Consider the following 25702-nt stretch of genomic DNA (forward strand, 5'->3'; position numbering starts at 1 on the left):
TGCTATAATAATCGCAAATAAACCCTGATGTTAGTAAGTACTTCTGGGCGGCTTGTAATTGAGACCTAAAGAGGCAAGTCACTGTGCTAATAAATAGCATAGTGATAATTGTGCGTCAGATGTCTGTATGTGTCAGATATCTGGCTCCTTCATATTACAAATACTCCAAGCAATGCTTACGCCGAGTTAGTAGGATTCGTATCAATGAAAAAGTTAATCGCTGCCGCCAGCTTATGTGTTGCAAGTTACAGCGTCCAAGCTGCTATTATCGTTCCTGAATATGACGCTAATGCCGGTAAACAAATCGCTGAAACAGTGTGTGCTGCCTGTCACGGTGTCGATGGAGTGAGTGTCGTACCTGCGCAAGCTAACATAGGTGGTCAGAATGTCAAATATCTCTATAAACAACTGGTCAACTTCAAATCAGGTTACCGAGTCAATGGTATTATGCAGTCACAAGTGGCGAACTTGTCACAGCAAGATCTGGCTAACGTAGCAGGTTACTATTCTGAACAACCAGTTTGGGGCGTAGGGTTTGCTAATCCGGCTACTAACCAAGAAGCGACGAAGCTATTCTTAGGTGGTGATAAGTCGCGCGGCGTTATTGGCTGTGCCGGTTGTCATGGTCCTGATGGCGCTGGTAATACTTGGGCCGCTTTTCCGCGTCTAGGCGGGCAACACGCTGAGTATATCTCCAATCAGCTCAAACTGTTCCGTGCTGCTGGTCGTGAAGACGATGTGACCGGTGATGATCAAAAGCGTTATAATGATGCGGATAAAGAAGGCGAAAAAGGCATGATGCAGATGGTATCATCAAGACTATCAGATCGTGATATTCGCATTTTGTCAGACTACATTAGCGCTCTTCATTAAGATTGTTTAGTAGATAGACTGAGTGGATCGCTTACTTTAAATAATAATTGTCAAATGATTAAACCCCGTTTTCGGGGTTTTTTTATAGCTGTATGACCTTTACTATTGTTTAGATGATACCGTTTAAAGGTAAGCGGATTTTTTGTATTATTACTAGGGTCTATTGAACACTCTACCGTGGTACTGACAGTGCCGTCTAATGAATGTTTAACCCGCCCTAACCTTAGATTAGTTTGGATTGAGATTATGATGAGCCGCTATGCTTCTTATTTTATAGCAGCATTACTGCCGCTATTGCTTTTTCGTTGGTTTGCACCGGACTTAGTAGGACAGATTGATTTTTGGCTACTGTGGTTACTGGCGATGGTATTGGTATCGTTACCGGTGGTGTATGCTGAGATTGCCTTAGCCTACCGCAGTGTCGAGGCGCCATTAGCCGGTATGCAAAAGCTGACTCGTGAAGCGGATGCTAGCCCAGTGTGGCGTAGCTTTGGCTGGCTGGCAGCAGGAGTGACTATCGTCATCGCCGCGCTCGTCATATCAGGAGCAAGTAGCGGCGTTTTGGCAGCATTGACGGAGCTAAATAGTGCTCCTAATCTACCCCATTTTGCAGTAGCAGGCGGCTTAGTCGTCATTGTAGTATTACTGAGCTTGCTTGCAGCAACCACTTTACCTATTGGCTTAGGGCTTATTATCCTAGGGTTATTGTTAGGATTTGCTAACGGCTTACCGAGCATTGATTTTGCTATGACTAATATTACGCTAAGCGAGTGGGCACGAGCTGTCGCTTTGGCTTTAGTCAGCGTCGGCGCAGGTACAGGGCTATATTGGTTTGCACAGCACTTAGTGAGTAAAGAGTCTATAACCGCGGTATCTAGCGATCAGCAAAGCAATTCATTCACTAATACTTCAGCTTCTAGCCTCTCTATTGGTAGCACATCAGCTAAGCTACCGGCAACGAAGCGAGTGTTACCGATTTGGATATTGCAGTTAGTGGTCGGGGTCATCGCTTTATTAACGAGTGCCTTAACTTTACCACCTATAGGTCAGTTGTCTTATTGGTTTGGGGTATTGTTTGTCGCCAGCTATTTGCTACATTATAGTACTCAGCAATTGGCGCATAAGTTTGGCTTGCTAGTCAGCTTAGTGCTCGCTTTCATATTAGTCGCGATCTTAGCCGTAGCAGTACCGACTATATGGCTAGTGGGATTACTAGTCATAATAAGCAGTATCGCGGTACTGTTCTTATCTATCTTTGCCGGCTGGCAGATGAAGATTAGCCATTTACGTAAGGCTTTGAATTTTAGTAGCGAAGCCCTATACAACCTTTGGCGTATAGCGATACGTTTAGTGGTGCCGCTAGCGATGGTATTGGCCTTTGTCGGTTGGCTACTGTCGTGGTCAAGCTGATGGATAAGATAGAAGTAGAGGAGGTCACGGCTAGTACGAGAGCCTCGATGCAGGCCTCTATGATCACTGTATATTTGGCGTATGCCGAAACCGCGCAGCGCCAGCATTATAAATCGCTAGCTGTAAACATAGGCACGACGCTATATGAGGCGCTAGCACAAGCAGGGTGGCTCTCGCAGTTTGAGGAGTTGGCAGTGTGGTGTGAGCAGATGGCGGATATAGAGGTGCCAAAAGCCAAGCTCTGGCACGTCGGCGTTTACGCGCAAAAACAGCCTTTAAACTATCAGTTGCAAGCTAGCGATCGCATCGAGGTCTATCGCAGCTTAAACGCTGATCCTATGTCTCAGCGTAAAAGCAAAAGCGTCGTGAAGTCCTCTAATTAAGAGGTGGGTAAAGAGTCAACACCTTCGATACGAGTAACGATACCTTGTTCGTCAAAATAAACGATTAGATGCTGACTGGCATTTTTGACATCAGCAATGCCTTTACGCTTGCCTTCAGTGCCGGCCTGATAGTCATAAATATAATCCCAACGATTGGGCGCGAGGGTATCTCTAATAGCAGGACTGCCCAGGATATAGAGCACTTGGTTCTGATTCATACCCACTTGCAGTTTTTGCGCTTGCGTTTGGGTTATAGGAGTTCCTTGTGGCAAGTCGATCGTATAGACGCTAAATAACGAGCAACCAGATAAGGCGACGCTAGCGCCCAAGGTTAATGTCAGTAGTCCTTTACGCAAAAAGGTTTTTGGTAAAGAAGCTTTGCCAGAAGATAAAAGATTTGGAGTACGGAGAACTAATGACTTTATCATGGTAAGATGACTCATAAAAAATGGGTGGGGCACGGTGCATCGCCATTATGGCGACTCTAGCCGGCAATCTTGAACAAATGATACGTCATTTACTTGCAATTGCCTACCACTTACGACATTATTTACGCAGTGCTTGAGGTTGCTTTTAATGATTTATAGTGTAGATTCATAGACTTGCGTTAGAGTTGCTAGATAATGCTAGCAACTGATAACCGCATTATTTCGGCTTTAAAACTTGTCAGTATAAGGCTAATTGCCTTTAATAATGATTTCTTTATTCTTATTTGTTAAGACTTAACAGTCAGAAGGGATATTATGACGATTACCAATCAAGAATTACGTAAAGCGGGGTTAAAAGTAACCTTACCGCGTGTCAAAATATTAGAGCTACTTGAGCAGGCAGAACGTCACCATATGAGCGCAGAAGAGGTCTATAAAGCGCTGATTGAGCAAGGGGAGGACGTTGGGCTAGCGACCGTGTACCGAGTGCTGACTCAATTTGAGCAAGCCGGTATTGTTGAGCGCCATAATTTTGAAAACAACTTATCGGTGTTTGAGATTACTCAAGAGGAGCATCACGATCACCTGGTTTGCGACATCTGTGGCAAAATCGTTGAGTTTCATAATGAGATCATCGAAGAAGAGCAGCTTAAAGTGGCTAAAGAGTATGGCTTCAAGCTATCAGGTCACTCCTTAGTGTTGTACGGCATTTGTGATAATCAAGAATGCCAAGACAACGCTAGATAAGTCATACTTTCACATCAAAAAAGCGGCTTCTCTTTTTAGTAGCTTATTTCAAAAGAGTAAGCTGCTTTTTTTGTGTTCATTAAATAAAATTAACCGTTATTCAAAGATAAGCTATCACTGTTATCCGTAAAGCTACGTTTATTGTTTTTACTATTGAGTTTGATCTGTAGGCGCAAATCATTCGGGGAGTCGGCGTGCTTAATCGCTTCTTGGTACTCTATTTCCCCGTTTTCGTATAAGTCAAATAGCGCCTGATCAAAAGTCTGCATGCCGCTATCACGCGAACGAGTCATGACATTTTTTATTTCATGAATCTCACCCTTACGAATGTAATCGCTGATTAATTGCGAGTTTAAGAGAATCTCAATAGCCGCGCGCCGACCTTCACCATCAGCAGTCGGAATGAGCTGCTGAGCGACAATCGCTTGCAGGTTCAGGGATAGATCCATAAAGGTCTGGGTATGGCGATTGCTTTCAAAAAAGTGAATAATACGATCGATAGCTTGGTTAGCATTATTAGCATGCAAAGTGGCAAATACTAAATGGCCGGTCTCAGCATACTGGATGGCGTAGCTCATCACCGTTGGGTTACGAATCTCGCCGATCAAAATGACGTCTGGCGCTTGGCGTAGAGTGTTTTTCAGGCCAGCTTCAAAGGACTGCGTGTCGATACCCACTTCACGCTGGGTAATGATACACCCTTGGTGTTCGTGGACAAACTCAATAGGGTCTTCAACTGTGATAATGTGGCCGTGCGAGTGTCTATTACGATGGCCTATCATCGCTGCTAGAGTAGTGGATTTGCCGGTACCGGTAGCGCCTACCAATAAGATAATACCGCGTTTCTTCATAGCCAACTCTTTTAAAGAGTCGGGGAGACCCAGCTCTTCAACGGTTGGAATCTTACTTTCAATCTTACGCAGAACCATGCCAGCCATATCGCGTTGCACAAAGGCGCTGACCCTAAAGCGAGCTTGCTGTGCTTCATCGGTAATGGCAAATTGACACTCGTTCGTGCTCTCAAACTCTTGTTGCTGATTGCCTGTCATCACGCTTTTGACGAGTTTCATGGTCTGTTCACCATTGAGCGGTGTTTTACCAATCGGAAAAATCTGACCATTGACCTTCATTGAAGGCGCGACATCAGCGGTAATAAAGAGATCAGAACCATTTTTTGCAATCATTAATTGCAGCAGTTTCTCGAAGTCCATGGTTTTCCTAAACTATAATGATGAAATGATAAAATTAAAAAATCTCTACGTTTAAAAAGCTTTATAAATCCTTTCCCAAGCTTTGTTACTGGCTAATTTAGCAAAACGCTATTCATCTTTAACTTACTATAAAAAAGTCTCAGGCTGCTTGGCATAAGGGCGCGCCACCTCTCGCGATACCGTACCTCGGCTGACCAAGTTCTTTAAAGTTTGGTCGAGGGTAATCATACCGTCGCCGGCACTCGTCTGAATCGATGAGTACATCTGAGCGATTTTATTTTCGCGAATCAAGTTACGAATAGCAGGGGTGCCGAGCATAATTTCATGAGCAGCGATACGGCCACCGGTCTTACGGCGTAATAAGGTTTGTGAGATAACCGCTTGCAGAGACTCTGAGAGCATAGCGCGAATCATGTCCTTCTCGGCAGCCGGAAAGACGTCAATAACGCGGTCAATGGTTTTAGCCGCTGAGCTGGTATGCAAGGTGCCAAACACTAAATGCCCCGTTTCAGCAGCGGTAAGCGCCAGCCGAATAGTCTCAAGATCACGTAACTCACCAACTAGAATGACGTCGGGATCTTCACGCAAGGCTGAGCGTAGTGCTGGCTCGAAACCTAACGTATCGCGGTGCACTTCGCGCTGATTAATTAAGCTTTTTTTAGACTGATGCACAAACTCGATAGGATCCTCGATAGTCAAGATATGCTCTTTACGCGTCTCATTGATATAATCGATCATAGCCGCTAGAGTCGTTGATTTACCAGAACCTGTCGGGCCAGTAACCAAAACAATACCGCGCTTAAAGTCGGACACTTTTTTGAAGATATCTCCCATTCCTAAATCTTCTAGAGTCAAAACGGTTGAGGGAATCGTCCGAAACACTGCACCTGCGCCGCGATCTTGATTAAAAGCGTTGACCCGAAAGCGCGCTAAGTTCGGTATGGCAAAAGAAAAATCCGTCTCAAAAAACTCTTCAAAATCTGCGCGCTGCTTATCATTCATAATGTCATAAATAAGCTGATGCACGACTTGATGGCTCATCGCTGGCATGTTGATACGGGTCATCTCGCCATCGACTCGAATCATCGCCGGCATTCCTGCTGAGATATGTAGATCAGACGCTTTATGCTTGACGGTGAACTGCAATAAGTCTTCGATACTTATAGCGCTTTTTTCAGTCATAGTGAGGCTTTCCTAGTGATCAGTTCTTGGCAATCAGTTATTCATGACCAGTACAGTTGAGATAAGCGAATCATGCGCTTACGTTAATTCATGTAACAATATAATAACAAGACTGGGCTTATATGACCATCTGCTATATAAATAAAATGCAAAAATAGACTAAGTCGACATTTTTAGTCTACGACGCGAACAAATACTTCTAAAAAATATCTAAAATAACTGAGTCATTTATGAATACTGAAAATAGGGCTACTGGTAAACTAATAAGCAACTGGCGACAAGTCAATGCAGAGGTACAAGAGGCGTGCAAGCAAAGCCATCGCCGTATAGATGATGTTCAGCTGCTAGCGGTTTCTAAGACTAAACCTGTAGAGATGATAAGCGCTTTAGCGGAGAGGGGTCAGCGCGATTTTGGCGAGAACTATCTACAAGAAGCACTGGAGAAAATTACTCAACTGCGAGAATTCGCCGCGACGCAAGATATTGTCTGGCATTACATCGGTAGTATTCAGCGTAATAAGACCCGCGATATCGCCGAGCATTTTGATTGGGTGCAAACGCTTGAGCGCGACATTATCGCCAAGCGCTTAAATGATCAGCGCCCAGATAATATGCCAGCACTCAACGTCCTCATTCAGCTCAATATTGATGATGAAGACAGCAAATCTGGCTGCACGCCTGAGCAATTACCAGAGCTGATAGAGACTGTTAAAGGCTATGAGCGCTTACAATTACGTGGTCTGATGATTATCCCTGCCAAAGCGGACACCGATGCCTTTGCTCGTACACAGCAGCTGTTCGATGAGGTGCAGCAAGCTCATCCAGAGCTGACCTCATGGGATACCCTTAGCATGGGCATGAGCGCCGATATGACGGAGGCGATAGCGCATGGCTCAACGATGGTACGCGTTGGTAGCGCTATTTTTGGCGCCCGTGATTAAGGTCTTTAAGTTGAAGTATCGTCATCAAGCATCCTCATCGAACTTAGTGACTAATAGTTGATTAATCTTTAAGTGCTGTGTTGCCAAAATCTCAAAGCGATAATTGGCGTATTCGATTGTATCGGTCTTTTTGGGGATTTTGCGCAGCATATACATCATAAAGCCGCTGATGGTTTCGTAGTTTTGACTGTGCGGTAAATTGACAATACCCAAAGCCCGAATCACATCTTCAATCGGTGTCATCCCATCGATGAGCCATGAGTTATCAGTGCGCTGCACGATAGGCTGCTCCTCAAGGGTCACGAGCTCACCCATTACGATACTCATGACATCTTTGAGGGTAATCACGCCAACGACGAGCGCATATTCATTTACGATAACTGCAAAGTCAGCGCCGGTCGATTTAAAGGTCTCTAGTACCTCAAATAGTGATAAGGTATTAGGCACATACAGCGCCGGCTTTATCAGCGCCTTATCCAGCAAGCAGACTTCTTGCTGCTCTAGCACAGCAGCCAAAAAGGTACGCGATTCTACATAGCCAACAATATGCTCTAAATCATCATCCTTACAGACCAAAAACTTATTGTGTGGCTGCTTAATCATCACGCTAACGACTTCTTCGGTGCTAGTAGTAGTGTCGAAATAGACAATGTGCTCGCGCGGATTCATCACTGAGGTGACGGTACGCTCTTGCATCTCAAAGATATTTTCGATTAAGTGGTGCTCTTGCCGCTTGATAACACCAGCCTCTGCTCCTGCATCCATTACCGCATAGATATCCTCAGAAGTCATTTCATCTTGACGTATAGTTGACACTCCCATGAGCTTAAAAAGCGAGTTTGCTGCGCCATCGAACACCCAAATAATAGGTTTGAAAATAAAAATCAAAAATATCATCGGCCGGACCATTTTTACCGCGATAGCTTCAGAGTTGGACATAGCCAAACGCTTGGGCATTAGATCGGCAAAGAGGACAAACACGCTCGTCACGACTATGAAAGACACGACAGAAGCAGCAGTTTCATTGCCGAATAAATGTTGTAGATAAGGACTAACGGCTGACTCTCCAATAACCCCGGCTAGGATAGCCACTGCGTTTAGTGCGACTTGTACAACGGTGATAAAGCTACCGGGCTGCTCTTGCATAGCCAGCACGTCAAGGGCGCGTACTTCACCTTCTTTGGCCATGACTTGTAGCTTGATCTTACGGGCGGAGGCCAGCGCCAACTCCGAGCTTGAGACAATAGCGCTCAGCGCAATTAGGATAAAGATAAACACACTAGCAGTTAGCAAGCTCATGACGTACTCGGATATAAAAGAGAAAACAATGATAATAAGAGGGAGGTAAATAAGAACTAAATAAAAAATTATCGATAAAAACTAAAAAAGCTGGGCAAGCACCCAGCTAATGATAAAAGTGAGACGACTATTTTTTAAAAGTGCGCTTAGCCCTTGATAGACCATTTATTGACCAGCGGATAGCGGCGTTCACGGCCAAAGGCTTTATGACTAATCTTGGTACCGATTGGCGCTTGCAGACGCTTGTATTCGCTATTGTCTACCATTTTGATGGTTTTGGCGACTAGCTCTGCCTCAAAGCCTTTATCGATGATTTCTTGATAGCCCATATCTTCATCAATATAAAGTGTCAAGATAGCATCTAAAGTATCGTAGTCCGGCAAGCTATCTTGATCTTTTTGATCAGGACGCAGCTCAGCCGATGGCGGACGCGTAATGACGCGCTCAGGAATAACGGGCGTGTCCTCCAAGCGATTGCGATAACTGGCTAAGTCATAAACCTGTGATTTGTAGACATCTTTTAGCACATCAAAGCCGCCCGCCATATCGCCATACAAGGTTGAGTAGCCTACTGCCAGCTCAGACTTATTACCTGTGGTAATCACTAAATGACCGAACTTATTGGATAGAGCCATCAAGATAACGCCGCGAGCGCGAGCTTGGATGTTCTCTTCGGTAGTATCAGCCGGTGACTTATTGAATAGAGGCGCTAAAGTGTGGCGAATACCTTCGACGGCATCGAAGATCGGGCAGACGGTATAAGAGACATTCAAGCGGCGAGCTTGCGCTTGCGCGTCTTCCAAGCTGATCTTTGAGGTGTACTCATAAGGCATCATCACCGCATAGACTTTGTCAGCACCTAAGGCATCAACGGCGATACATAAGGTCAACGCTGAATCGATACCGCCTGATAAGCCAATAATCACGCCAGTGAATCCTGAATGATTGACATAATCGCGTAGACCGACGACTAAGGCTTGATACATCTCAGACTCACGGCTAAGGCTCAACGGAGCTTTTTGCTGCGTGTTAAATGTAGCAGTATTGACATTCAAACTAGCTAGCAAGAGCTGATCCATAAATCTTGGCGCTTCGTGAGCGATAGTGCCATCGGCTTGCACCGCCATCGAGCCGCCATCAAAGACCAAATCATCTTGGCCGCCGACAGCATTGAGATACAGAATCGGTAACTGTTGCTCGCTGCTGCGCTTAGCTAGCATGGCTTTACGGTTATCTTGCTTATCAAGCTCAAAAGGCGAAGCATTGAGACTAATGACCAGATCAGCACCTTGTTTTTTGAGATCGCTGATAGGCGCTTTTTCCCATAAGTCTTCACAGATTAGCAGGCCAATAGTGAGACCTTTATAGTCAAACAAAACCTGGTTACGGCCTTTATCGAAGTAACGGCGCTCATCAAATACACCATAATTTGGCAGGATTTGCTTGTGATAAAAGCCTTTTTGGTGACCATTATGCAAGATAGCTGCTGAGTTAAAAGTGCCATGATGATCGACATGAGGGTAGCCCACGATCATTACGATGTTTTCAATATCACTGAGCGCCGATAAAGCGTTTTTGACTCGGCCTGAGAGGCTAGGACGCAATAATAAGTCTTGCGGCGGATAGCCAAGCAATGCTAATTCTGGAAAAATGATGACATCCGCGCCTTGTTCGCGAGCCTCGATAGCCAGTTTGCGCATTTTATCGGTATTGGCATTGATATCGCCGACCAAAAAATGCGATTGTGCTAACGCAAAAGTGACACTGTCAGCGGCATTATTGGTGACTGTATCAGCATTCGCAGGAGTATTATTAACTCTACCTTTATCAGCAGAATTTGTGTTGTTGTCTTTTGACATTGTTATTTTCCTATAGATATATTATCTGAGTAGTGAGTTGTTATAAGTCGAGCAAAATAAAGTAAATAAATTCTTATTTTTTTGAGTAGCACTTAAGGTTAGGGCTGTTATTTATCAGTAAAACTGCTAAGCTAAAATAGTTAAAAATAAACCTTAGCAATCTAAAATACTAGATCCAAATACAGAATAAATCCTAGCCACAATATTTAAAAACTATCTTATCGAGTAGTAATTTGATAGCGGTTAAAACACGAGCACAATGCCTTTAGTATAACATCAATTGCCAAGCCTACGAGAATGCTGCGGTCATTTAGCTCAGTAAGTGACTGACTAGTATTCATTATAAGGGTAATGAATTGAGTCAGGTTTATTGACTAGTTGGGCTTATTACCAGAGAGTGGTCCTTCATTAAAAACGCGGCTTATCTTTAGCCTTGAGCAACCTTAGGCATAAAATTGTAAGTAAAAATTACAACATACTATTACTGTTCTATAAAGGGTTGCTGCATAATGGCCATCGACGATTGGGCTTTTACTCCTTCTTGCTGTGACTAAAAGGATTTAGCTTTAAGCAAGTAAAACTAGTTTATTAGGATTCTATCTTTGATTACGAGTGATAGTCGATTCTAAATAAAACAGATACATTATATTTCAACGCGAAACTGGTACAAATTTTCCTGGCGTGCTGTGCCTGCACAGACAGAGGCTGCGTAAAATTCATCTCAGTCCCGCTTTATCGTTTTTATACTGAACTTACTATATCTATTAATAATCACTCTATTTATAGTATCTTCAAGTTGCACTTTGTCTGAAATAGCGCTAGTGGATTCATTAATAACTATCAGTAGTGCTTACGCGTGAAAAAGCAAATACGGCTGATTGAGTCAGTCTTTACGAGCGCCATCCCTTTTAGCGGCGCCATATCGTTATATTTATACACTCTACGATAAAAATCTCGCGGTTTTTATGGTGCCTTCTTGGTTGATAGCTATGATTGAAAACTGGACAAAAGAGTTTATTATTCAGCGCTTGCTGGCTATAACGCTGCTAGTGGTATTGTTTATTTTGTGCTTTCAGGTGATACAGTTTTTTATTATACCAGCGCTATGGGCGGCCATTTTAGCTTACGTTACTTTTCCTATTTATAAGTTTTTTAATGAAAAGGCTCAGTTCAGCTCAGGGGTCAGCGCCGGCATTATGACGGTTAGCATTAGCTTGATTATAGGCGTGCCTTTGCTTGTTGGGGTGTTTATCTTGCAGCAAGAAGCGGTCAGCTTATATAGCAACATCATCTACCGCGTGAAGGCAGGTTATCTAGATGTGCCAGACGCGATCAAAGACTTACCGGTGATTGGTCAGCAGATTAGAGATATCCTTTGGAGTATCAATAAAGATCCTGAGAGCGCGCTTGAAGCGTTCCGGACCTGGATACAGTCGCATTTGTACTATGGTAAAGTGGCATTTGATGTAGTGTTCAGTAGCTTAGCAAAGCTTGGTATGGCATTGATGACACTGTTTTTCTTCTACCGCGATGGTAATAGCCTGATGCGTCAGATCAGACAGGCGCTGCGTAATATCATCGGTAATCGTATCGATGGATATATCGACTCTGTCGGTACCACGACGCAGGCGGTAGTCTATGGGATTGGCTTAACGGCATTGGCGCAAGCTTTGCTCGCAGGTATCGGCTACTATTTTTCAAACTCTCCTAGTCCTATTTCTTTAACCATTATTACCTTTATCGTGGCTTTGATTCCTTTTGGTACGCCATTTGCTTGGGGAGCAGTGTCTATTTGGCTGTTAAGTCAAGGTCATACCACAGAAGGCATTGGTCTGGCGCTGTGGGGGATATTAGTTATCAGTTGGGTCGATAATTTGATTCGACCTATCGTCATTAGCGGCGCTACTAAGATTCCTTTTATTATTATTTTTATCGGCGTATTAGGCGGTTTGACAGCCTTTGGTTTTGTTGGCCTGTTTATCGGTCCAGTGGTATTAGCTATAGGCCTAGCAGTATGGCGAGAGTGGATATCTAATCATAAAAACGAGATCTTTGCGTCGCAAGATGTGGTACTGTCAGGCGATGGTGTTGTTTCCCTAGCAGATAAGCCGGATAACAGAAGTCAAAGCTAGCACTGTAGCCTGGGCACCGCTTAATTGCCAATGGCTTAGAACCTTTTGCCGTAACCTATACCGACTATTTCAAAAGAGGCCTAACCATGCCCAATACTAAAGCCAAGATTGGTACCTTGACTATCATTGCCGATAGTAATATTGCAAGCCTCGATGAGTTTTTTAATGCGCAGACGCTTGGAAAAAACACTCAGCAAGGGGTCAACATTATCCGCGTAGCAGGGCGTGAGATTGATGCGCACTTGCTCGCTGAGCATCAGCCTGAGGTACTATTAATTCGCTCAGTAACGCCCATCAATGAGTCGCTACTAGCAGATAATCATAGCGTAACATTCGTAGGCTCTGCTACTATCGGCACCGATCATGTTGATCAAGCCTATCTGAGCACACGCCATATTCGCTTTGCTAATGCAGCAGGCTCTAGCAAGCATTCAGTCGCCCAATACGTGCTAACCGCGATTTTGACTTTGCGGCCAGAGTACTGGTCACAGAACATAACGCTAGGTATTATCGGCTTAGGTAATATTGGCAAGACGCTGGCGCAATATGCCAATGATTTGGGCTGGCAAGTACTGGGTTATGATCCTTTACTACCGGCCTCGAAGTTCAATAATGCAAGCTTTGAGCAGGTGCTACAAAGTAATGTCGTCAGCTTGCATGTGCCTCTAACGGATAAAGAAGCTAGCGACTATCCTACTTATCATCTCATCGATATGGCAGCTTTGCAGAAAATGCCGGCGGCTACGTTACTGATTAATAGTGCCCGCGGGCCTGTGATAGATACCGCAGCACTAGCCGCTGATATTGAGCATAGCCATCGGCAAGTGGTGCTCGATGTATTCGAGCATGAGCCGCAAGTGACTGAATCATTACTCGACAAGCTCGCTATCGCCACGCCGCATATCGCCGGTTACAGCTTAGAAGGTAAGCTCCGCGGTACGCAAATGATCTATGACGCTCTATGCGATGCGCTCAAGGTCACACCCTCTCAGTCTATGCACAGTTTGCTTCCTGATAATCTCTATTTATGGTCAGAGCTCAAGACAGATCCTGATAAACTGAGCAAGTTCTACGATATCAAACAAGACGATGAGCAGCTGCGCGCAAAAGTGGCAGATGGGCGGGTGAGTGGTAGTGACTTTGATCAGCTCAGGCGCGACTATCATTTGCGCCGGGAATGGCAGTCATAGCCCAAGTAAAGTAGCTATAAATAACAGCAAATAGTAACCCGTAAACGCTATTGATGAGCACCTAAAGTAGGCGATCAGTAATAAAGATTAATGAGTAGAGATATGTCAGATAATAAGCCCGCTTATGCTCCAACCATGACCTTAGACATGGCGCGCAGACGCGGGCAGATACTAGCGACGATTCGCCAGTTTTTCGCCCAGCGTCAAGTATTAGAAGTACAGACGCCGGTACTCTCACAAGCGGCAAATACCGATACCTTTTTGCAGTCGGTTGCTGCTCGGGTCACTTATCAAGATAAACCGCGTCCCTTTTATCTACATACCTCTCCTGAATTTGCGATGAAGCGTTTGCTAGCCAGCTGGCAAGTGGCGATTTATCAGATTTGCTCAGTGTTTCGGGATAATGAGGTCGGCTCGCGGCACAATATCGAGTTTACGATGCTAGAGTGGTATCAGCCGCATTATAGTTTGAACGATTTGGCTGAAGAATTAGGCAAGCTGCTAGAAGCGCTGTATGGCTATCCGGTCATTATGAATCATTATCGTTACATCGATGCTTTTATGGATCATGTCGGTATTCATCCGCTGAGCGCTAGCCTTGAGACCCTAAAAGCGGTAGCAGAAGATAAAGGGCTGGCTAACATAGATGTCGCGACGCCAGAGTCACTCTCTGCAGATAGCGCAGAAAGTCGCCAAGGCTGGCTTGATCTGTTATTTAGCCATTTCGTTGAGCCTAAGCTCGGTCATGATTTGCCCACACTGATTATCGATTATCCACCAGCCACGGCAGCATTGGCGAAAACGAGCCTCGATAAAGAAGGTAATCTAATCGCCAAACGCTTTGAGCTTTATATCGATGGTATTGAGATTGCTAATGCTTATGATGAGCTGGCAGATGGGCAGGCTTTAAGGGAACGTTTCGAGGCGGACAATAAGCAGCGCTTAGCCCATGGTTTAGCGCAGATGCCGATAGATGAGTTCTTACTAGCGGCTTGTGATGATTTGCCGCCATGCAGCGGCATAGCGTTAGGAGTAGATAGACTACTGATGGTGATCACTGGCGCGGACAAGCTCTCAGAGGTGATCGCTTTGCCAAGTGGTTTGGCGTAAATGCAAAAAGGATAAGTTAAATAACTTATCCTTTTTTTGTTGAACTGGTTTTATCTTAGGCTTATTTAAGAGCTTATAGGCTTGCAATCGCTTCTTTGATAAGCGTCTCACCATTTTGCATGTTAAAGACTTTTTTATTGGCGTTATCCGCATTTAGTACCGCAACTAAAGTCGCTGCGACATCTTCGATAGCGTTTTCACCGGCTTCATCTTTATCGATAGCAATTTTACCTGTACCTGCTCGCTCTTTTAGCGCGCCTGCTTGCACGATAGTATAATCAAGGCTGCTATCATCAACTAACCACTGATCGGCATAGTGCTTACCGATATAATAGCCTTTTAGATCTTTAATGCCTTCATTATCCCACTTGCTCGTGTCCAACGAGAACACGGTACTAAGCATGATGTAGCGCTTAATACCTTTATCTTGCACCGCTTGCATCGTTTTTACCGCGCCATGCAAGTCTACTTCTAATATCTCTTTACCGCCGGAACCTGCCACAAAGTATACGGCTTCTATACCATCCTCTAGCTGCTGCTGGATGTTATCTTTATCAGCCATAATATCTAAATCTAGCTGAGAGTAATTGTCATCAGAGAACAGTTTTTCATCTTGACGAGTCGTACCGATGACTTGATGATTCTCGGCTAACAGTTGTTTGACTAAATCACTACCGACACGGCCGCTGGCACCTATCACTAAAATTTTCATATACAGTCCTATTATTATTGATTGATTTTCTTAAAATCTTGCATTCTACTTTCAATGTTTAAGTATCCTAAGTTCAAGTATTTTAAGAAACTAAAACTAGCATAACAAAAATAGCTAATATCTTGGGTTAGCTTAGGTGCCTATTGCATAGTGTTTAGTAGCAGAGTGTATACGCTTTGCAAAACAAGCAAGTAATGTAAAAACTCGCTCTAAGTTTTAGCGCACTAAACGATTAAGGCCATCGGCAAAGGCTTTTTTATCGCGCTCGCCATAAGGCTTTTGACCGCTCATTTCTTGTAGCTCCAGTACCCCCGTACCGCGCATGGTATCCATAAAGTCGCGCATGTTGAGCTTTTGCTTGATGTTGTTTTTATCATAAACTATGCCGCGCGGGGTCAAAACCATCCCGCCTTTTTCTAGTATGTCGTTAGCTAAAGGAATGTCACTAGTGATAGCCAAATCGCCTACTTGAATCTGCTCAACGATATAGTCATCGGCTTTATCAAAGCCATGCGGCACTACTGTCATCAGTAGCAGCGGTGATTTTCGCAGCTTAATGGGCTGATTGGCGACAAATATCGCCATGGTTTGCGTGCGCTCAGCGGTCTTGATAATCAAGTCTTTAGCAATGATCGGCACCGCATCGGCATCCACCCAGATCTGCATTATTTTTTGACCTTAGGGTTAGTTTCTTTAGTTATAGGACTGCTATCAGCATCACTAGGCTCACTAGCTTCTGACGTTGTTTGTGTCTTATCAGCGCTTATAGCGCCTGCCTCTAAGCTTGATTCTTTAGTTTTAGCGGCTAAGTCTGTGGTTTTATCTAGACCGACGTTGTTAGGTAGCACCGCGACTAGCTTAGCTAAGGCAAGATCCAGATCAGCCACATCGTTCGGCATTAGGGTAATGTGCGCAATTTTACGGTCTTCACGCTCTTCTTTATGGTAGCTATGATAATGCGCCCCATCGATAGCTAGTACGTCCTTGATGTTAGGGTATTGTCCCAAGACATTAACCATAATCGCTGGATGAATATTATCAGTATCGCCCAACGGCAAACCAACAACCGCACGGATATGATTCTCAAACTGGCTAGTAATCGCGCCCTCGATGCTCCAGTGTCCGGAGTTGTGCACCCGCGGAGCGATTTCGTTGGCTAGCAGATGGTCGTGACCTTGCGCGTCTTTACTGACGAAGAGCTCGAGCGCCATGACTCCCACATAATCGAGATGATTCATCAGCGTAGTCATAGCAGCCTTTGCCTTAGGAAATAAGTGGCTCGTGCCGACAGCTGGCGCCCGAGTCTTGGCCAATATACCGTGATGATGGTGGTTTTCCACCAGCTCATAACAGCGCACCTCTCCCTCTTGTCCGCGCGCTGCAATGATAGAAACCTCGCGGCTAAAGTGGATAAAGCCCTCAGCGATCAGCGGTGCGGGCGTAGCCGTCAGACTACCTTTGCCCGATACCGCATCTTTTAGAGCTTGCCAAGCCGCCTTAATGTCGCTGTCCTCTTTAATGACATATTGACCTTTGCCATCATAACCGCCGCGACTGGTTTTAAGGACGATAGGCAGCCCTAAGTCTTGGCAAGCTTGCTGTAGCTCTACTAATGACTGGACCGCCATGAACGGCACTGTGGCGATATCCAGCTCATTGAACATCTGCTTTTCTTTTAGGCGATCTTGCGCGACATCTAGAGCAATAGGAGGCGGGAACATGCCTTTATTTTTGCCTGATTTTGCGAGAGTAGCGAGCCTCTGCACCGTTTCTGCCGACGTGTTTTCAAACTCTAAGGTAAAAACGTCAGCAGCAGCGATAAAGTCCTCTAGCTGCTCGCTATGATAGACCGTACCGTAAAGGCTAGCAGGGCAAGCGGCGTTGTCCTCCAGAAATACACATTGATAGCCAAGTGGCAGAGCAGCTTCAGCGAGCATCATGCCGAGCTGGCCACCACCTAAGATACCGATGGTACGAATAGTTTGAGAAGTAGGATAGGCATTAGCGGTGGTCATAACAGGCTCTTTAATTTGGCAGTAGGTACAGTGAGTACAGTGGGTTTAAATTTTCTAACTATTTAAAGTGAGTTATTTAGCTCAGAGTAGGAATAAGAAAAGGTGCGCTATCGTTATAGGCACCTTAGGTTTAGTTAAACGCATCTGATAATAAATATCAAGTGAAACGACTGAAAAAGCAACTTTTCAAATAGTTAATTGTTTTTAGGCATGCGTTTTATTAACGATTTATCGTAAAGATTAGCTATTAATGATACCAGGCGTTGGGCTAGCTAGAATGGTCTGTGTTTGCTGCTGTCTGAGCTCATGTAGTTTATTAGCGATAGCCTCATCATGCAGTGCTAGTATCTGAATAGCTAATAACGCGGCATTGTAAGCGCCAGCGGTACCGATGGCTAAAGTGCCGACTGCAACGCCTTTTGGCATTTGTACGATAGAGAGCAAGCTATCCCAGCCGCTGAGCATAGAGGATTTCACCGGTACACCCAATACGGGTAGGGACGTTTGACTGGCGCACATACCAGGCAAGTGCGCCGCACCGCCTGCGCCTGCAATGATAACTTGTAAGCCTTGGTCTTTGGCACTTTTGGCATAGTCAAATAATCTATCTGGCGTACGATGAGCGGAGACTACTTCACAAGCGAAGGCAATATCGAAATCCGCTAATAGCTGTGCGGCCGCACTCATGGTCGCCCAATCAGACTGCGAACCCATAATAATGCCAACTTTAGGCTGACCGGCTGGGGAGTCAATAGGGCTTGGTTGATCGCTAGATGGTATGCTCATGATGCAATATCCTCAAAAAGCCCATCATACAAAAGTTTCCCTACTGGCGTAAAGACAAGTTTTTATAATAAGCTGGCAGATATAAGTGATAAGATTCTCTACTCTATGAATGCTAATAAACTTGGCTATGGATCATAAGTCATCTACTCATGACGATATTGCACAAAATTAGCATTATCTAACGGCAATGGCTGCTTAGTATCGAGCTGATAACAAGTCAAGTAGCCACTATCGACTGCGGCTGAATAATCGATACAGACCACTTGCGGACTCAGCAGCTGCGGCTCACCAGTTAGCCAGTAGTGACCTACAAATATAGGCTTGTCGGTCTTTAATGCAAAGTCGATATTTTCAGCTAGCGCATCTTTTGGAATTTGCGCCAAGCCTGATTTGGGGGCTCGCGCTACTTCATGAAGAGTCTTTTTGTTGAGCTCATCTAGCCACCACTGTACTCGTACTCGCGAGCGTTCAGTGCCTTCTTTATCGACCATCACTAAACCATCAGGCAACGGCGTTTCCACTCCTTTTAATACCCGCTCTAAGGCGTCAAAATGTAAACTAGGCTGCTGCGAGGTCATGACTAACGCTTTTTTGGTTAAGCAGTTATCAGCTGTCAGCAAGGGCTTGAGTACCGCCATACTATCGACATCCCAGCAAGCATGGACAAAACAAGCGTAATCAGTCTCAAGCCAAAGCGGAATCTCATAGAGGCGCTCAAGCCAATAGCGGTGGCTTACAGAGTCAAACGGCGCTTCTGCTAAGAACGACTCATGCTGGCGAGTATGCAGCTCAGTATGCGAGCGCAAATAGTGACCTTCGTTATGGGGATCAAGAGTAGCAAAAGCTAGCGCATTGTATTCATGATTACCCATAACGGCATCAGCGACATCGGCATCGAGCATCGCAAAGACAATCTCTAGCGTCTGTAGTTGCTGCGAGCCGCGGTCAATCAAATCACCAATGAATAAGGCTCGATGATTGGCAGGCGGTACATAATACTTACCGTTATGCACATAGCCCAACTGAGTCAATAACCCAGTGAGTTTATCTGCATAACCATGAATATCACCAATAATATCTATAATCATAACGGCTAATTTAATTTATCTGTCATTCAATTAAACAAGTCTACTGTAAGTGGTTTGCTTAAAAAGTAGCTTACGATAAAATAACTCACACCCAAATGCTTTATTCTAAAAGCCAGGCGAGAGGAGAGCGTTAATAAAGTGGGGTAGTATCCGCGGTTCTAAGATGATAGTTGCAACTACCCCAAAAGCGCCGCCCCACATGTGTGCCATGTGATTGATATTGGAGCCACCACGCTTATTGGCATAAATACTATAAGTCACATAAGCCACTGCAAACAAGATAGCAGGGATAGGCACGATAGCAAATAAGTAAATCATATCCCATGGCGCTAACAAAATGTAGGCAAATAGTACCGCAGACACCCCGCCCGAAGCTCCTAGACTTAGATAACTGGCGCTGTTTTTATTTTTAAGATAGCTTGGTATCATCGCCACTATAATAGCGAGGATATAAAAAGCGATAAACCCAAAGCCCCCTAAAAAGGGTTGATATAAACCCTCAATGGCGCGCCCAAAAAAGTACAAGGTAAACATGTTGAATAACAAATGCATGCTATCTGCATGAATGAAACCGTGAGTGACAAAGCGGTCCCATTGACCATCGCTGATTGCTGGTGGATAAAAAATAAGCCGATTAAACAGGGCTTTGTTTTGCCAAGCTAATAAGCTGACAATCACCGTAACGAGGATAATAAGAGTGGTATGATTTAGCAAAACACAATCCTTAGGCAACGCCTGATGGATAAAAATATGAGTAAGTGTCAGATACACGACACTAAAAATCAATACCAAAATGGCTAAGCAAAAAACGATTAGATACCAAAAAATTATGCTTTAATAATAAGTAAATGATAACCACTGACATCGGCTTATTAAGGCTAATCAGCATAACTTATGTCATAAAGTATATAGTCGTCAGCACATAAAACAAACTCATCATTCATCATAAAAGCGCAGTAAATCTTTCTTGTTTTTTTTAATTCGTTCTAGCTATCATTAATATATACATCATTTTAAGGTCTTTAATGCTAAAGGACAATTATCTGTCAGTTGAATTTACATAGCTATACAAATTATATTTTATAAGCAAGACACAATAGTATCACAACGATATAGCAATGATATCTTAGTGGTTTCTAAATTAAACGTTTATCACTATTTTCTTAATTCTAGTAAAGATGACTTTATGACTATTATCGAACAGCTTGAGCAGAGTGTCAGCCTGCCGCTTCTAGGAGCGGAGCATAATATTGCTCATATCAGTCTTTTAGAGCAGTTTTATGCACTACTGATTGTGCGTTTGGCCCTACCTAAGGTTTATACTCAGCTATTACAAGCTCCTCCTCTTACCGCGCAGGCTGAACCCTTAACCTCAGCAATATCGACAGCTGCTGAACTATCAACAGCGAATACAGCAGCTAGCTCCTTGTTCAGTCAGTTGTGGCAAGACCCAGAAAAGCGCGAGCTCATTATCGATGAATTAGCTGTGACCCATCACCTTGATAAGAGGGCTACGGCAGCACTAATCACTAGCGCGAGCGCCTTGGCTTATCATGAGCTAAAAATACTAGCGGATGGCCAGTTTTTACCGGCGTTTTTACAGCAGCAGCAATCAGGGATTCGTTATTATTTGCCGGTTTGGGCGGAATCAGTACTGATAGACAGTGACTCTGTTTCGGCTTTGGGTAGGAGTTCAGATTCTGTTAGCCTTCGTAGTGACTTAAACTCTGATGAAGTTGCTATAACGACAGAAGCTGGCAAGCCCATGTCTACAATGGCTAAAGTAGTTACTAGTAATCCAAACGACGCAGCACCGCATGCTGCCATTGTTGATAGCGCTCATAGCCACAGCCATAGTCAATTTAGGCGTACTCGCAGGCGTAATAATAAACATGACTTATGGTGGCGTTTATTATTAATAGTCGCCGCGATAGCCGCTTTGGCACTAGTATGGGTATTGGTGATTCAGCCTAACTATATCAGCACAACCACTACAGATGAGCCAGTAAGCGTAGAGCCGGACATGGTAATCACTGATCCTGAACCAGTCGCTGCGGTGCTGACGCCAACTGAGCTACTGATCGCCGTTGATAATGGTGGCCGCCTTTATACTTGTAACGGCATCGCTGGCAGTGCAACTCTACAAGACGCGCTGAGCCAAGCATTAGTGAGGAGCTTTGGTGAACAAGCGAGTATTTGTGAGGTGCAGCTAAAATCAGGCGTTGCTGATAGCCTTACTGCTATTGATATCGAGCTGCTACCGAGTCTTTTTACCTTGTTGAAATCTGCACCATTTGCGCGATTACAATTACAGAATGACATTATCACCATAGAGTCGCCTGATGAGAGTTTGTCACAGCGTTTGCTAACCGATATGCGTGCTTTGGCGCCCACTGCTAACCTAACGACTAATGCTAGTTTTAGTGCTATAGAAAGTCCGACACCACCAAGCGAGCAGGAAGCATTATTAGCCAATAATTTTGAATGGCAAAATGAAGCGCAGGACAATGGCAGTTTCAGTAACAACAACGCTAATCCCAATGCCAATAATGCGAACAATGCCAATAATAATGTCAGTAGCAACATAAACAATAATGCAAATAACAGCACTTATAATGGTATTAATCCTACTCTAGATACTAACCCTATAGCTAATACTGGAACGATAAGCGGTATGTCTACAGCAGAAGTAGACGACCTAGCCAATAGCGTCATCGTTGCTGAACGTTTAGATAACGAATCTCGAGTTGAATCGAGTATAGGCGCTAATTGATAGTGAGACTTATTTTAGTCGTTACAATGTAAACTAATTCCGCTAAATGGTCACCAAAGTTACGCGTCATACTTGAAACATTACCTATTGTATCATTTGTACAACAGCGCATTTATTGTGATATATAGGCTCACACTCCTATACTGTCTTTAGTAAAACTAAATAGCCATACCGTAATATTCCACATTGTTACTCAAGATAATGATATTGAGAAATGCTGATATTAAGACTATTACCAACATGATAAATAGTAATACAATCGTGATGAATAGTAATACGATAAATTTCAAGGACAGTTGGCTTAATAAAGATTAGCTTAATAAAGATAAGTTAGACCATATAATTTTTATAAATTAAATCATAATAATTGGAGAGAGCTTCTTATGGATATCATCAGTCATTTAACCCGCACGGTTACTCCAGCAGTACTTGGGGATGATAACGACCCTGCAAAACGAAACCTACTAGAGCAGTTCTATGCTATCTTTGCCGCGCGCTTAGCGGACAAGGACACTTATGGGCGTTTTGCTAACGAAAACATCGCTCAAGATGACCAAGGTTTCTACGATAGAGTGTGGACGGACGGTAGCCACCGTGACCAAATCTCTCGTGAGCTAGCAGCTCAACATAATGTCGATGCGACAGCGTCGCGTGGTCTAGTTGCTATGGCAGCACCACTAGCCTTTCATGAAATCAAAAGCTTAGCAGGTACTACCCCTGTACCACAGTTTTTGAATGATAATTTATCTACTTATCAGCATCACATTCCGGCATGGGCGGCAGGGGTTATTCCTGCCGGCATGATTGCTAATGCCCCGGCTGGTGAGCGTATCTCTAACACCACAAGCACTGCGCCCCTAGTTCGTGAAGAGGAGAAAAGTGGTAGCTTTATGAAAGCGCTGCTACCTATTATCGGTCTGATTATATTAGGTGCTCTAGCCTGGGCGCTACTTAGAGGGTGTCAAGAAGACCCAGCTCCAGTAGCTACGCCAGTGGCGACTGAAGAGGTAGTGACCGATGAGCAAACCGTCGTCGCTGCTGATATTGAGCCGGCCTCACTGACGTTAGCTACCGGTGAAGCGAACACGCTATATGCTTGCCGCATGAACGTAGGTGATGAAGCGCTACAAACTAACGTGATGAATGTGCTATCTAATGCTTTTGGTACTGAGACTGACAAGTGCCGCGCTGATGTTGATGATAGCTTTGCAGCTGACATGCCAGCCGCCGCGCAATTGTCTTCGATATTGCCTATTTTCCAAAGCGTACCAGACGCTAATATGATTATCAAAGGTGATGAGATTATCGTTAACGCCGCAGATGCAGGGGTACTCGATCAGTTAGTCAATGACTTGCAAGCTGCAGCTCCTGGAATGACAGTGAGCGCCGAAGGTCCGCTAGATCTACAAGGTGAGATTGATAATAGCTTAGTGGCTACTGATACCGCGATGAATAATCTTGGCGAAAACCCAGATCCAAGAGATGTGGCTCGCGCCCTAAGCTTACAGGTTATTAACTTTGAGCTTGATAAAGCGATCATTCCTGATGCGAACAAGCCTTATCTTGATCGAGCTGCCCAATTGATCACAGAAACTCCAGATGTAGAGCTGATGATTATTGGCCATACGGATAAACTAGCCTCTAACGCTTATAATATGAAACTGTCACAAGAACGCGCTAATGCTGTAAAAGAGTATTTAGTCTCTAAAGGGGTAGATGCCAGTAAGCTTATGACTAAAGGCATGGGCGAGACTGATCCTATCGCGACAAATGCTACTGAGCAAGGTCGCTTTCGTAACCGCCGTATCGAATTTAGTGTTTATGATGAGAGCATGGGCGCTGATGCTGATGGTGTCGTAGTTGGTGATATGACAGATCCTGATCTAAACCCATTAGATGCTAATAACGACGATATTACGGTAGATGGTGATGATCGTATGTTGAATTCAGATGGTACGATGGCAGATCCGGATCTAAACCCGTTAGACAATAATAATGATGATGTATTGCCAGATGGTGATGATCCAAGCCAAGGGACTAGTCTAGATCCTAATGCTCAGTAAACGGACATTGGTAACTGTCTATCAATAGCTATATACAGTATTAAGCGTATAAAAATAAGAAAACTGCATCTTTAAAAGGTGCAGTTTTTTTATGTTCTAATAAAGGTTTTAAAATTAACACTAGGCTGTATTTGCAGAAGTTTTATTTATAATCAGTAGGGTCTCTTAAATCGCTCAAGTTATTGGGGTTGTCTAAATTATTACTATCCTGCATTTGACTACCATCTGCGCTTGGCGTTTGTATATTAAAAAAAGTTTGCATAACATTGTGCCTAGCTTGTTGCCAATGCTCAAACTGCTGGCAAGTAGAGTTCAAATCTCCTCGCCATTCAGGAATCTGGCCGCGCATCGTCTTAAGACGCTGCTGATTAGGGTAGGGTAAGTCTTGTGCTGCTTTTGCCGCTTCGTGCGCTGCTACTCGGTCGTTACAGACCAAAGCAATATCGCAGCCAGCATTGATCGCAGCGCGCACTCGATCGCTGACATCGCCTGCGGCCTGCGCGCCTGCCATCGATAAATCATCGGAGAATAACACACCATCAAACTTTAGTTGATCGCGAATGATGTCCTTCAACCAAACCTTAGAAAACCCTGCAGGTCTGTTATCTACCTGAGAGAAGATTACATGCGCCGGCATCAAGGCATCGAGCCAAGGTAGAGTCTGAGCAAAGGGCTGCATATCATGACTCATAATCTCATCGAGGGAGCGTGTGTCGATAGCTTCAGTAACGTGTGAATCTGGGGCAACTCCGCCGTGACCTGGAAAGTGCTTGCCGGTCGTTGCCATACCTGCTGCGCGCATTCCGCGCATAAACTGGGTCGCTAAGGCGGTGATAACTTGCGGGTCTTTGTGGAAGCTGCGATCACCGATAACTTCACTCACACTATTAGTATCTAACACCGGGGCAAAGCTCAAATCGATACCAACGGCTAAGACTTCAGCGGCCATCAAGTAGCCACAATCATAGGCACCGCTTAGCGCTTCGCTAGGACTTTGATCAAATAATTCGCCTAGCCTCCCCATTGCCGGTAGTGGTGTAAAGCCATCACGCAGTCTTGCGACTCGGCCGCCCTCTTGGTCAACGCCGATCAAGATATCAGGATTATAATAGCGTATGTCATCGCATAGCTGTCGTACTTGCGCTGCATCAACGACATTACGAGCGAACAAAATAATCCCGCCTACCTGAGCTTGTTCAATCAAGCTAACATCATCAGCTGTTAATACACTGCTACCAACATCTGTCATTATTACGCCGTACATACTTTGCTCTCCAAACTGCTTTTTAAAGTAGTATTCATCGCTATATCACTTATTGTAAACTCAGTCTTTTGAGACTTATGCTGAATTTAATTCCTACGTTCGCTGGTTTAAGTGATATAAGTTAAGTGGTATATATTAAGTTGTATATATAAGTGTAAAGGTTAAGTGTGAGACCATTATGCCAGTAATCATCCTACAGTTATAACTTAACCACTCAGTTAATCTCACCACAATGT

22 protein-coding genes are annotated in these 25702 nt (G+C 44.3%); 10 read left to right on the forward strand and 12 right to left on the reverse strand.

Features of this window, described 5'->3' with window-relative positions:
- Window positions 1–204 precede the first annotated feature (204 nt).
- The 3 genes from ACTXGJ_RS02470 to ACTXGJ_RS02480 all read left to right on the forward strand — a co-directional run bounded on the left by ACTXGJ_RS02470 (window position 205) and on the right by ACTXGJ_RS02480 (window position 2666).
- Entirely contained in the window at window positions 205–873 is a 669-nt protein-coding gene (locus tag ACTXGJ_RS02470) for a c-type cytochrome (protein ID WP_439240153.1), read from the forward strand.
- Window positions 874–1119: 246 nt separating this feature from the next.
- Complete coding sequence (locus ACTXGJ_RS02475) at window positions 1120–2283, forward strand: hypothetical protein (RefSeq protein ID WP_443564994.1); 1164 nt, start codon at window positions 1120–1122, stop codon at window positions 2281–2283.
- Window positions 2259–2666 (forward strand): RnfH family protein, encoded by a 408-nt coding sequence (locus ACTXGJ_RS02480; RefSeq protein WP_443564995.1) that lies wholly within the window; start codon window positions 2259–2261, stop codon window positions 2664–2666. The genes ACTXGJ_RS02475 and ACTXGJ_RS02480 overlap by 25 nt, the downstream gene beginning before the upstream one ends.
- On the opposite strand, the gene ACTXGJ_RS02485 is transcribed toward ACTXGJ_RS02480, so the two are convergent.
- The gene (locus ACTXGJ_RS02485; RefSeq protein ID WP_443564996.1) at window positions 2663–3109 is read right to left on the reverse strand and encodes an outer membrane protein assembly factor BamE; all 447 of its coding nucleotides are present in this window, start codon (window positions 3107–3109) and stop codon (window positions 2663–2665) included. The two genes, ACTXGJ_RS02480 and ACTXGJ_RS02485, sit on opposite strands and share 4 nt — an antisense overlap.
- 300 nt (window positions 3110–3409) lie before the next feature.
- Between ACTXGJ_RS02485 and fur the strand changes: the two genes are divergently transcribed.
- Window positions 3410–3841: a ferric iron uptake transcriptional regulator gene (fur, locus tag ACTXGJ_RS02490; protein ID WP_439240147.1), complete on the forward strand. Its 432-nt coding sequence runs from the start codon at window positions 3410–3412 to the stop codon at window positions 3839–3841.
- Window positions 3842–3930: 89 nt separating this feature from the next.
- On the opposite strand, the gene ACTXGJ_RS02495 is transcribed toward fur, so the two are convergent.
- The gene (locus ACTXGJ_RS02495) at window positions 3931–5052 is read right to left on the reverse strand and encodes a PilT/PilU family type 4a pilus ATPase (RefSeq protein WP_439240145.1); all 1122 of its coding nucleotides are present in this window, start codon (window positions 5050–5052) and stop codon (window positions 3931–3933) included.
- Window positions 5053–5178: 126 nt separating this feature from the next.
- Window positions 5179–6216 (reverse strand): type IV pilus twitching motility protein PilT, encoded by a 1038-nt coding sequence (locus tag ACTXGJ_RS02500; protein WP_439240655.1) that lies wholly within the window; start codon window positions 6214–6216, stop codon window positions 5179–5181.
- Window positions 6217–6464: 248 nt separating this feature from the next.
- Here ACTXGJ_RS02500 and ACTXGJ_RS02505 point away from each other — a divergent pair, with 248 nt between their 5' ends.
- On the forward strand, window positions 6465–7175 hold the full coding sequence (locus tag ACTXGJ_RS02505) for a YggS family pyridoxal phosphate-dependent enzyme (RefSeq protein WP_443564997.1): 711 nt from the start codon (window positions 6465–6467) through the stop codon (window positions 7173–7175).
- Between the two features lie 24 nt (window positions 7176–7199).
- On the opposite strand, the gene paeA is transcribed toward ACTXGJ_RS02505, so the two are convergent.
- Both paeA and ACTXGJ_RS02515 read right to left on the reverse strand, forming a co-directional pair.
- The gene (paeA, locus tag ACTXGJ_RS02510; RefSeq protein WP_439240141.1) at window positions 7200–8474 is read right to left on the reverse strand and encodes a polyamine export protein PaeA; all 1275 of its coding nucleotides are present in this window, start codon (window positions 8472–8474) and stop codon (window positions 7200–7202) included.
- A 146-nt stretch (window positions 8475–8620) separates the two neighbouring features.
- Window positions 8621–10333 (reverse strand): NAD+ synthase, encoded by a 1713-nt coding sequence (locus ACTXGJ_RS02515; protein WP_443564998.1) that lies wholly within the window; start codon window positions 10331–10333, stop codon window positions 8621–8623.
- A 989-nt stretch (window positions 10334–11322) separates the two neighbouring features.
- Between ACTXGJ_RS02515 and ACTXGJ_RS02520 the strand changes: the two genes are divergently transcribed.
- The 3 genes from ACTXGJ_RS02520 (at window position 11323) to epmA (ending at window position 14765) form a co-directional block, all read left to right on the forward strand.
- Window positions 11323–12465 carry an AI-2E family transporter gene (locus tag ACTXGJ_RS02520; RefSeq protein WP_439240137.1) on the forward strand — a complete coding sequence of 381 codons (1143 nt, stop codon included), beginning with the start codon at window positions 11323–11325 and terminating at the stop codon, window positions 12463–12465.
- Between the two features lie 86 nt (window positions 12466–12551).
- On the forward strand, window positions 12552–13655 hold the full coding sequence (locus ACTXGJ_RS02525) for a 4-phosphoerythronate dehydrogenase (RefSeq protein ID WP_443564999.1): 1104 nt from the start codon (window positions 12552–12554) through the stop codon (window positions 13653–13655).
- Window positions 13656–13757: 102 nt separating this feature from the next.
- Entirely contained in the window at window positions 13758–14765 is a 1008-nt protein-coding gene (gene epmA / locus ACTXGJ_RS02530) for an EF-P lysine aminoacylase EpmA (protein WP_443565000.1), read from the forward strand.
- A gap of 73 nt (window positions 14766–14838) precedes the next feature.
- On the opposite strand, the gene ACTXGJ_RS02535 is transcribed toward epmA, so the two are convergent.
- From ACTXGJ_RS02535 to ACTXGJ_RS02560, 6 genes are all read right to left on the reverse strand, one after another.
- Window positions 14839–15477: an NAD(P)H-binding protein gene (locus ACTXGJ_RS02535; RefSeq protein WP_443565001.1), complete on the reverse strand. Its 639-nt coding sequence runs from the start codon at window positions 15475–15477 to the stop codon at window positions 14839–14841.
- A 216-nt stretch (window positions 15478–15693) separates the two neighbouring features.
- On the reverse strand, window positions 15694–16143 hold the full coding sequence (locus tag ACTXGJ_RS02540; RefSeq protein ID WP_443565002.1) for a YaiI/YqxD family protein: 450 nt from the start codon (window positions 16141–16143) through the stop codon (window positions 15694–15696).
- Window positions 16143–17492 carry a 5-(carboxyamino)imidazole ribonucleotide synthase gene (locus ACTXGJ_RS02545; protein WP_443565003.1) on the reverse strand — a complete coding sequence of 450 codons (1350 nt, stop codon included), beginning with the start codon at window positions 17490–17492 and terminating at the stop codon, window positions 16143–16145. Before ACTXGJ_RS02545 ends, ACTXGJ_RS02540 begins: the two co-directional genes overlap by 1 nt.
- Before the next feature lie 240 nt (window positions 17493–17732).
- Window positions 17733–18278: a 5-(carboxyamino)imidazole ribonucleotide mutase gene (gene purE, locus ACTXGJ_RS02550; RefSeq protein ID WP_443565004.1), complete on the reverse strand. Its 546-nt coding sequence runs from the start codon at window positions 18276–18278 to the stop codon at window positions 17733–17735.
- A 143-nt stretch (window positions 18279–18421) separates the two neighbouring features.
- Window positions 18422–19366 carry a metallophosphoesterase gene (locus tag ACTXGJ_RS02555; RefSeq protein WP_443565005.1) on the reverse strand — a complete coding sequence of 315 codons (945 nt, stop codon included), beginning with the start codon at window positions 19364–19366 and terminating at the stop codon, window positions 18422–18424.
- Window positions 19367–19471: 105 nt separating this feature from the next.
- Window positions 19472–20080, reverse strand: coding sequence for a rhomboid family intramembrane serine protease (locus ACTXGJ_RS02560; protein ID WP_443565007.1), 609 nt, complete (start codon window positions 20078–20080; stop codon window positions 19472–19474).
- Window positions 20081–20552: 472 nt separating this feature from the next.
- Between ACTXGJ_RS02560 and ACTXGJ_RS02565 the strand changes: the two genes are divergently transcribed.
- Both ACTXGJ_RS02565 and ACTXGJ_RS02570 read left to right on the forward strand, forming a co-directional pair.
- The gene (locus ACTXGJ_RS02565; protein WP_443565008.1) at window positions 20553–22139 is read left to right on the forward strand and encodes a hypothetical protein; all 1587 of its coding nucleotides are present in this window, start codon (window positions 20553–20555) and stop codon (window positions 22137–22139) included.
- 383 nt (window positions 22140–22522) lie between these two features.
- Window positions 22523–24202: an OmpA family protein gene (locus ACTXGJ_RS02570; RefSeq protein ID WP_443565010.1), complete on the forward strand. Its 1680-nt coding sequence runs from the start codon at window positions 22523–22525 to the stop codon at window positions 24200–24202.
- Between the two features lie 142 nt (window positions 24203–24344).
- On the opposite strand, the gene nagZ is transcribed toward ACTXGJ_RS02570, so the two are convergent.
- Window positions 24345–25466 (reverse strand): beta-N-acetylhexosaminidase, encoded by a 1122-nt coding sequence (gene nagZ, locus ACTXGJ_RS02575; protein ID WP_443565011.1) that lies wholly within the window; start codon window positions 25464–25466, stop codon window positions 24345–24347.
- Window positions 25467–25702 lie beyond the last annotated feature (236 nt).

This window comes from Psychrobacter sp. 1Y11, from assembly GCF_052259045.1.
Lineage (GTDB): Bacteria > Pseudomonadota > Gammaproteobacteria > Pseudomonadales > Moraxellaceae > Psychrobacter.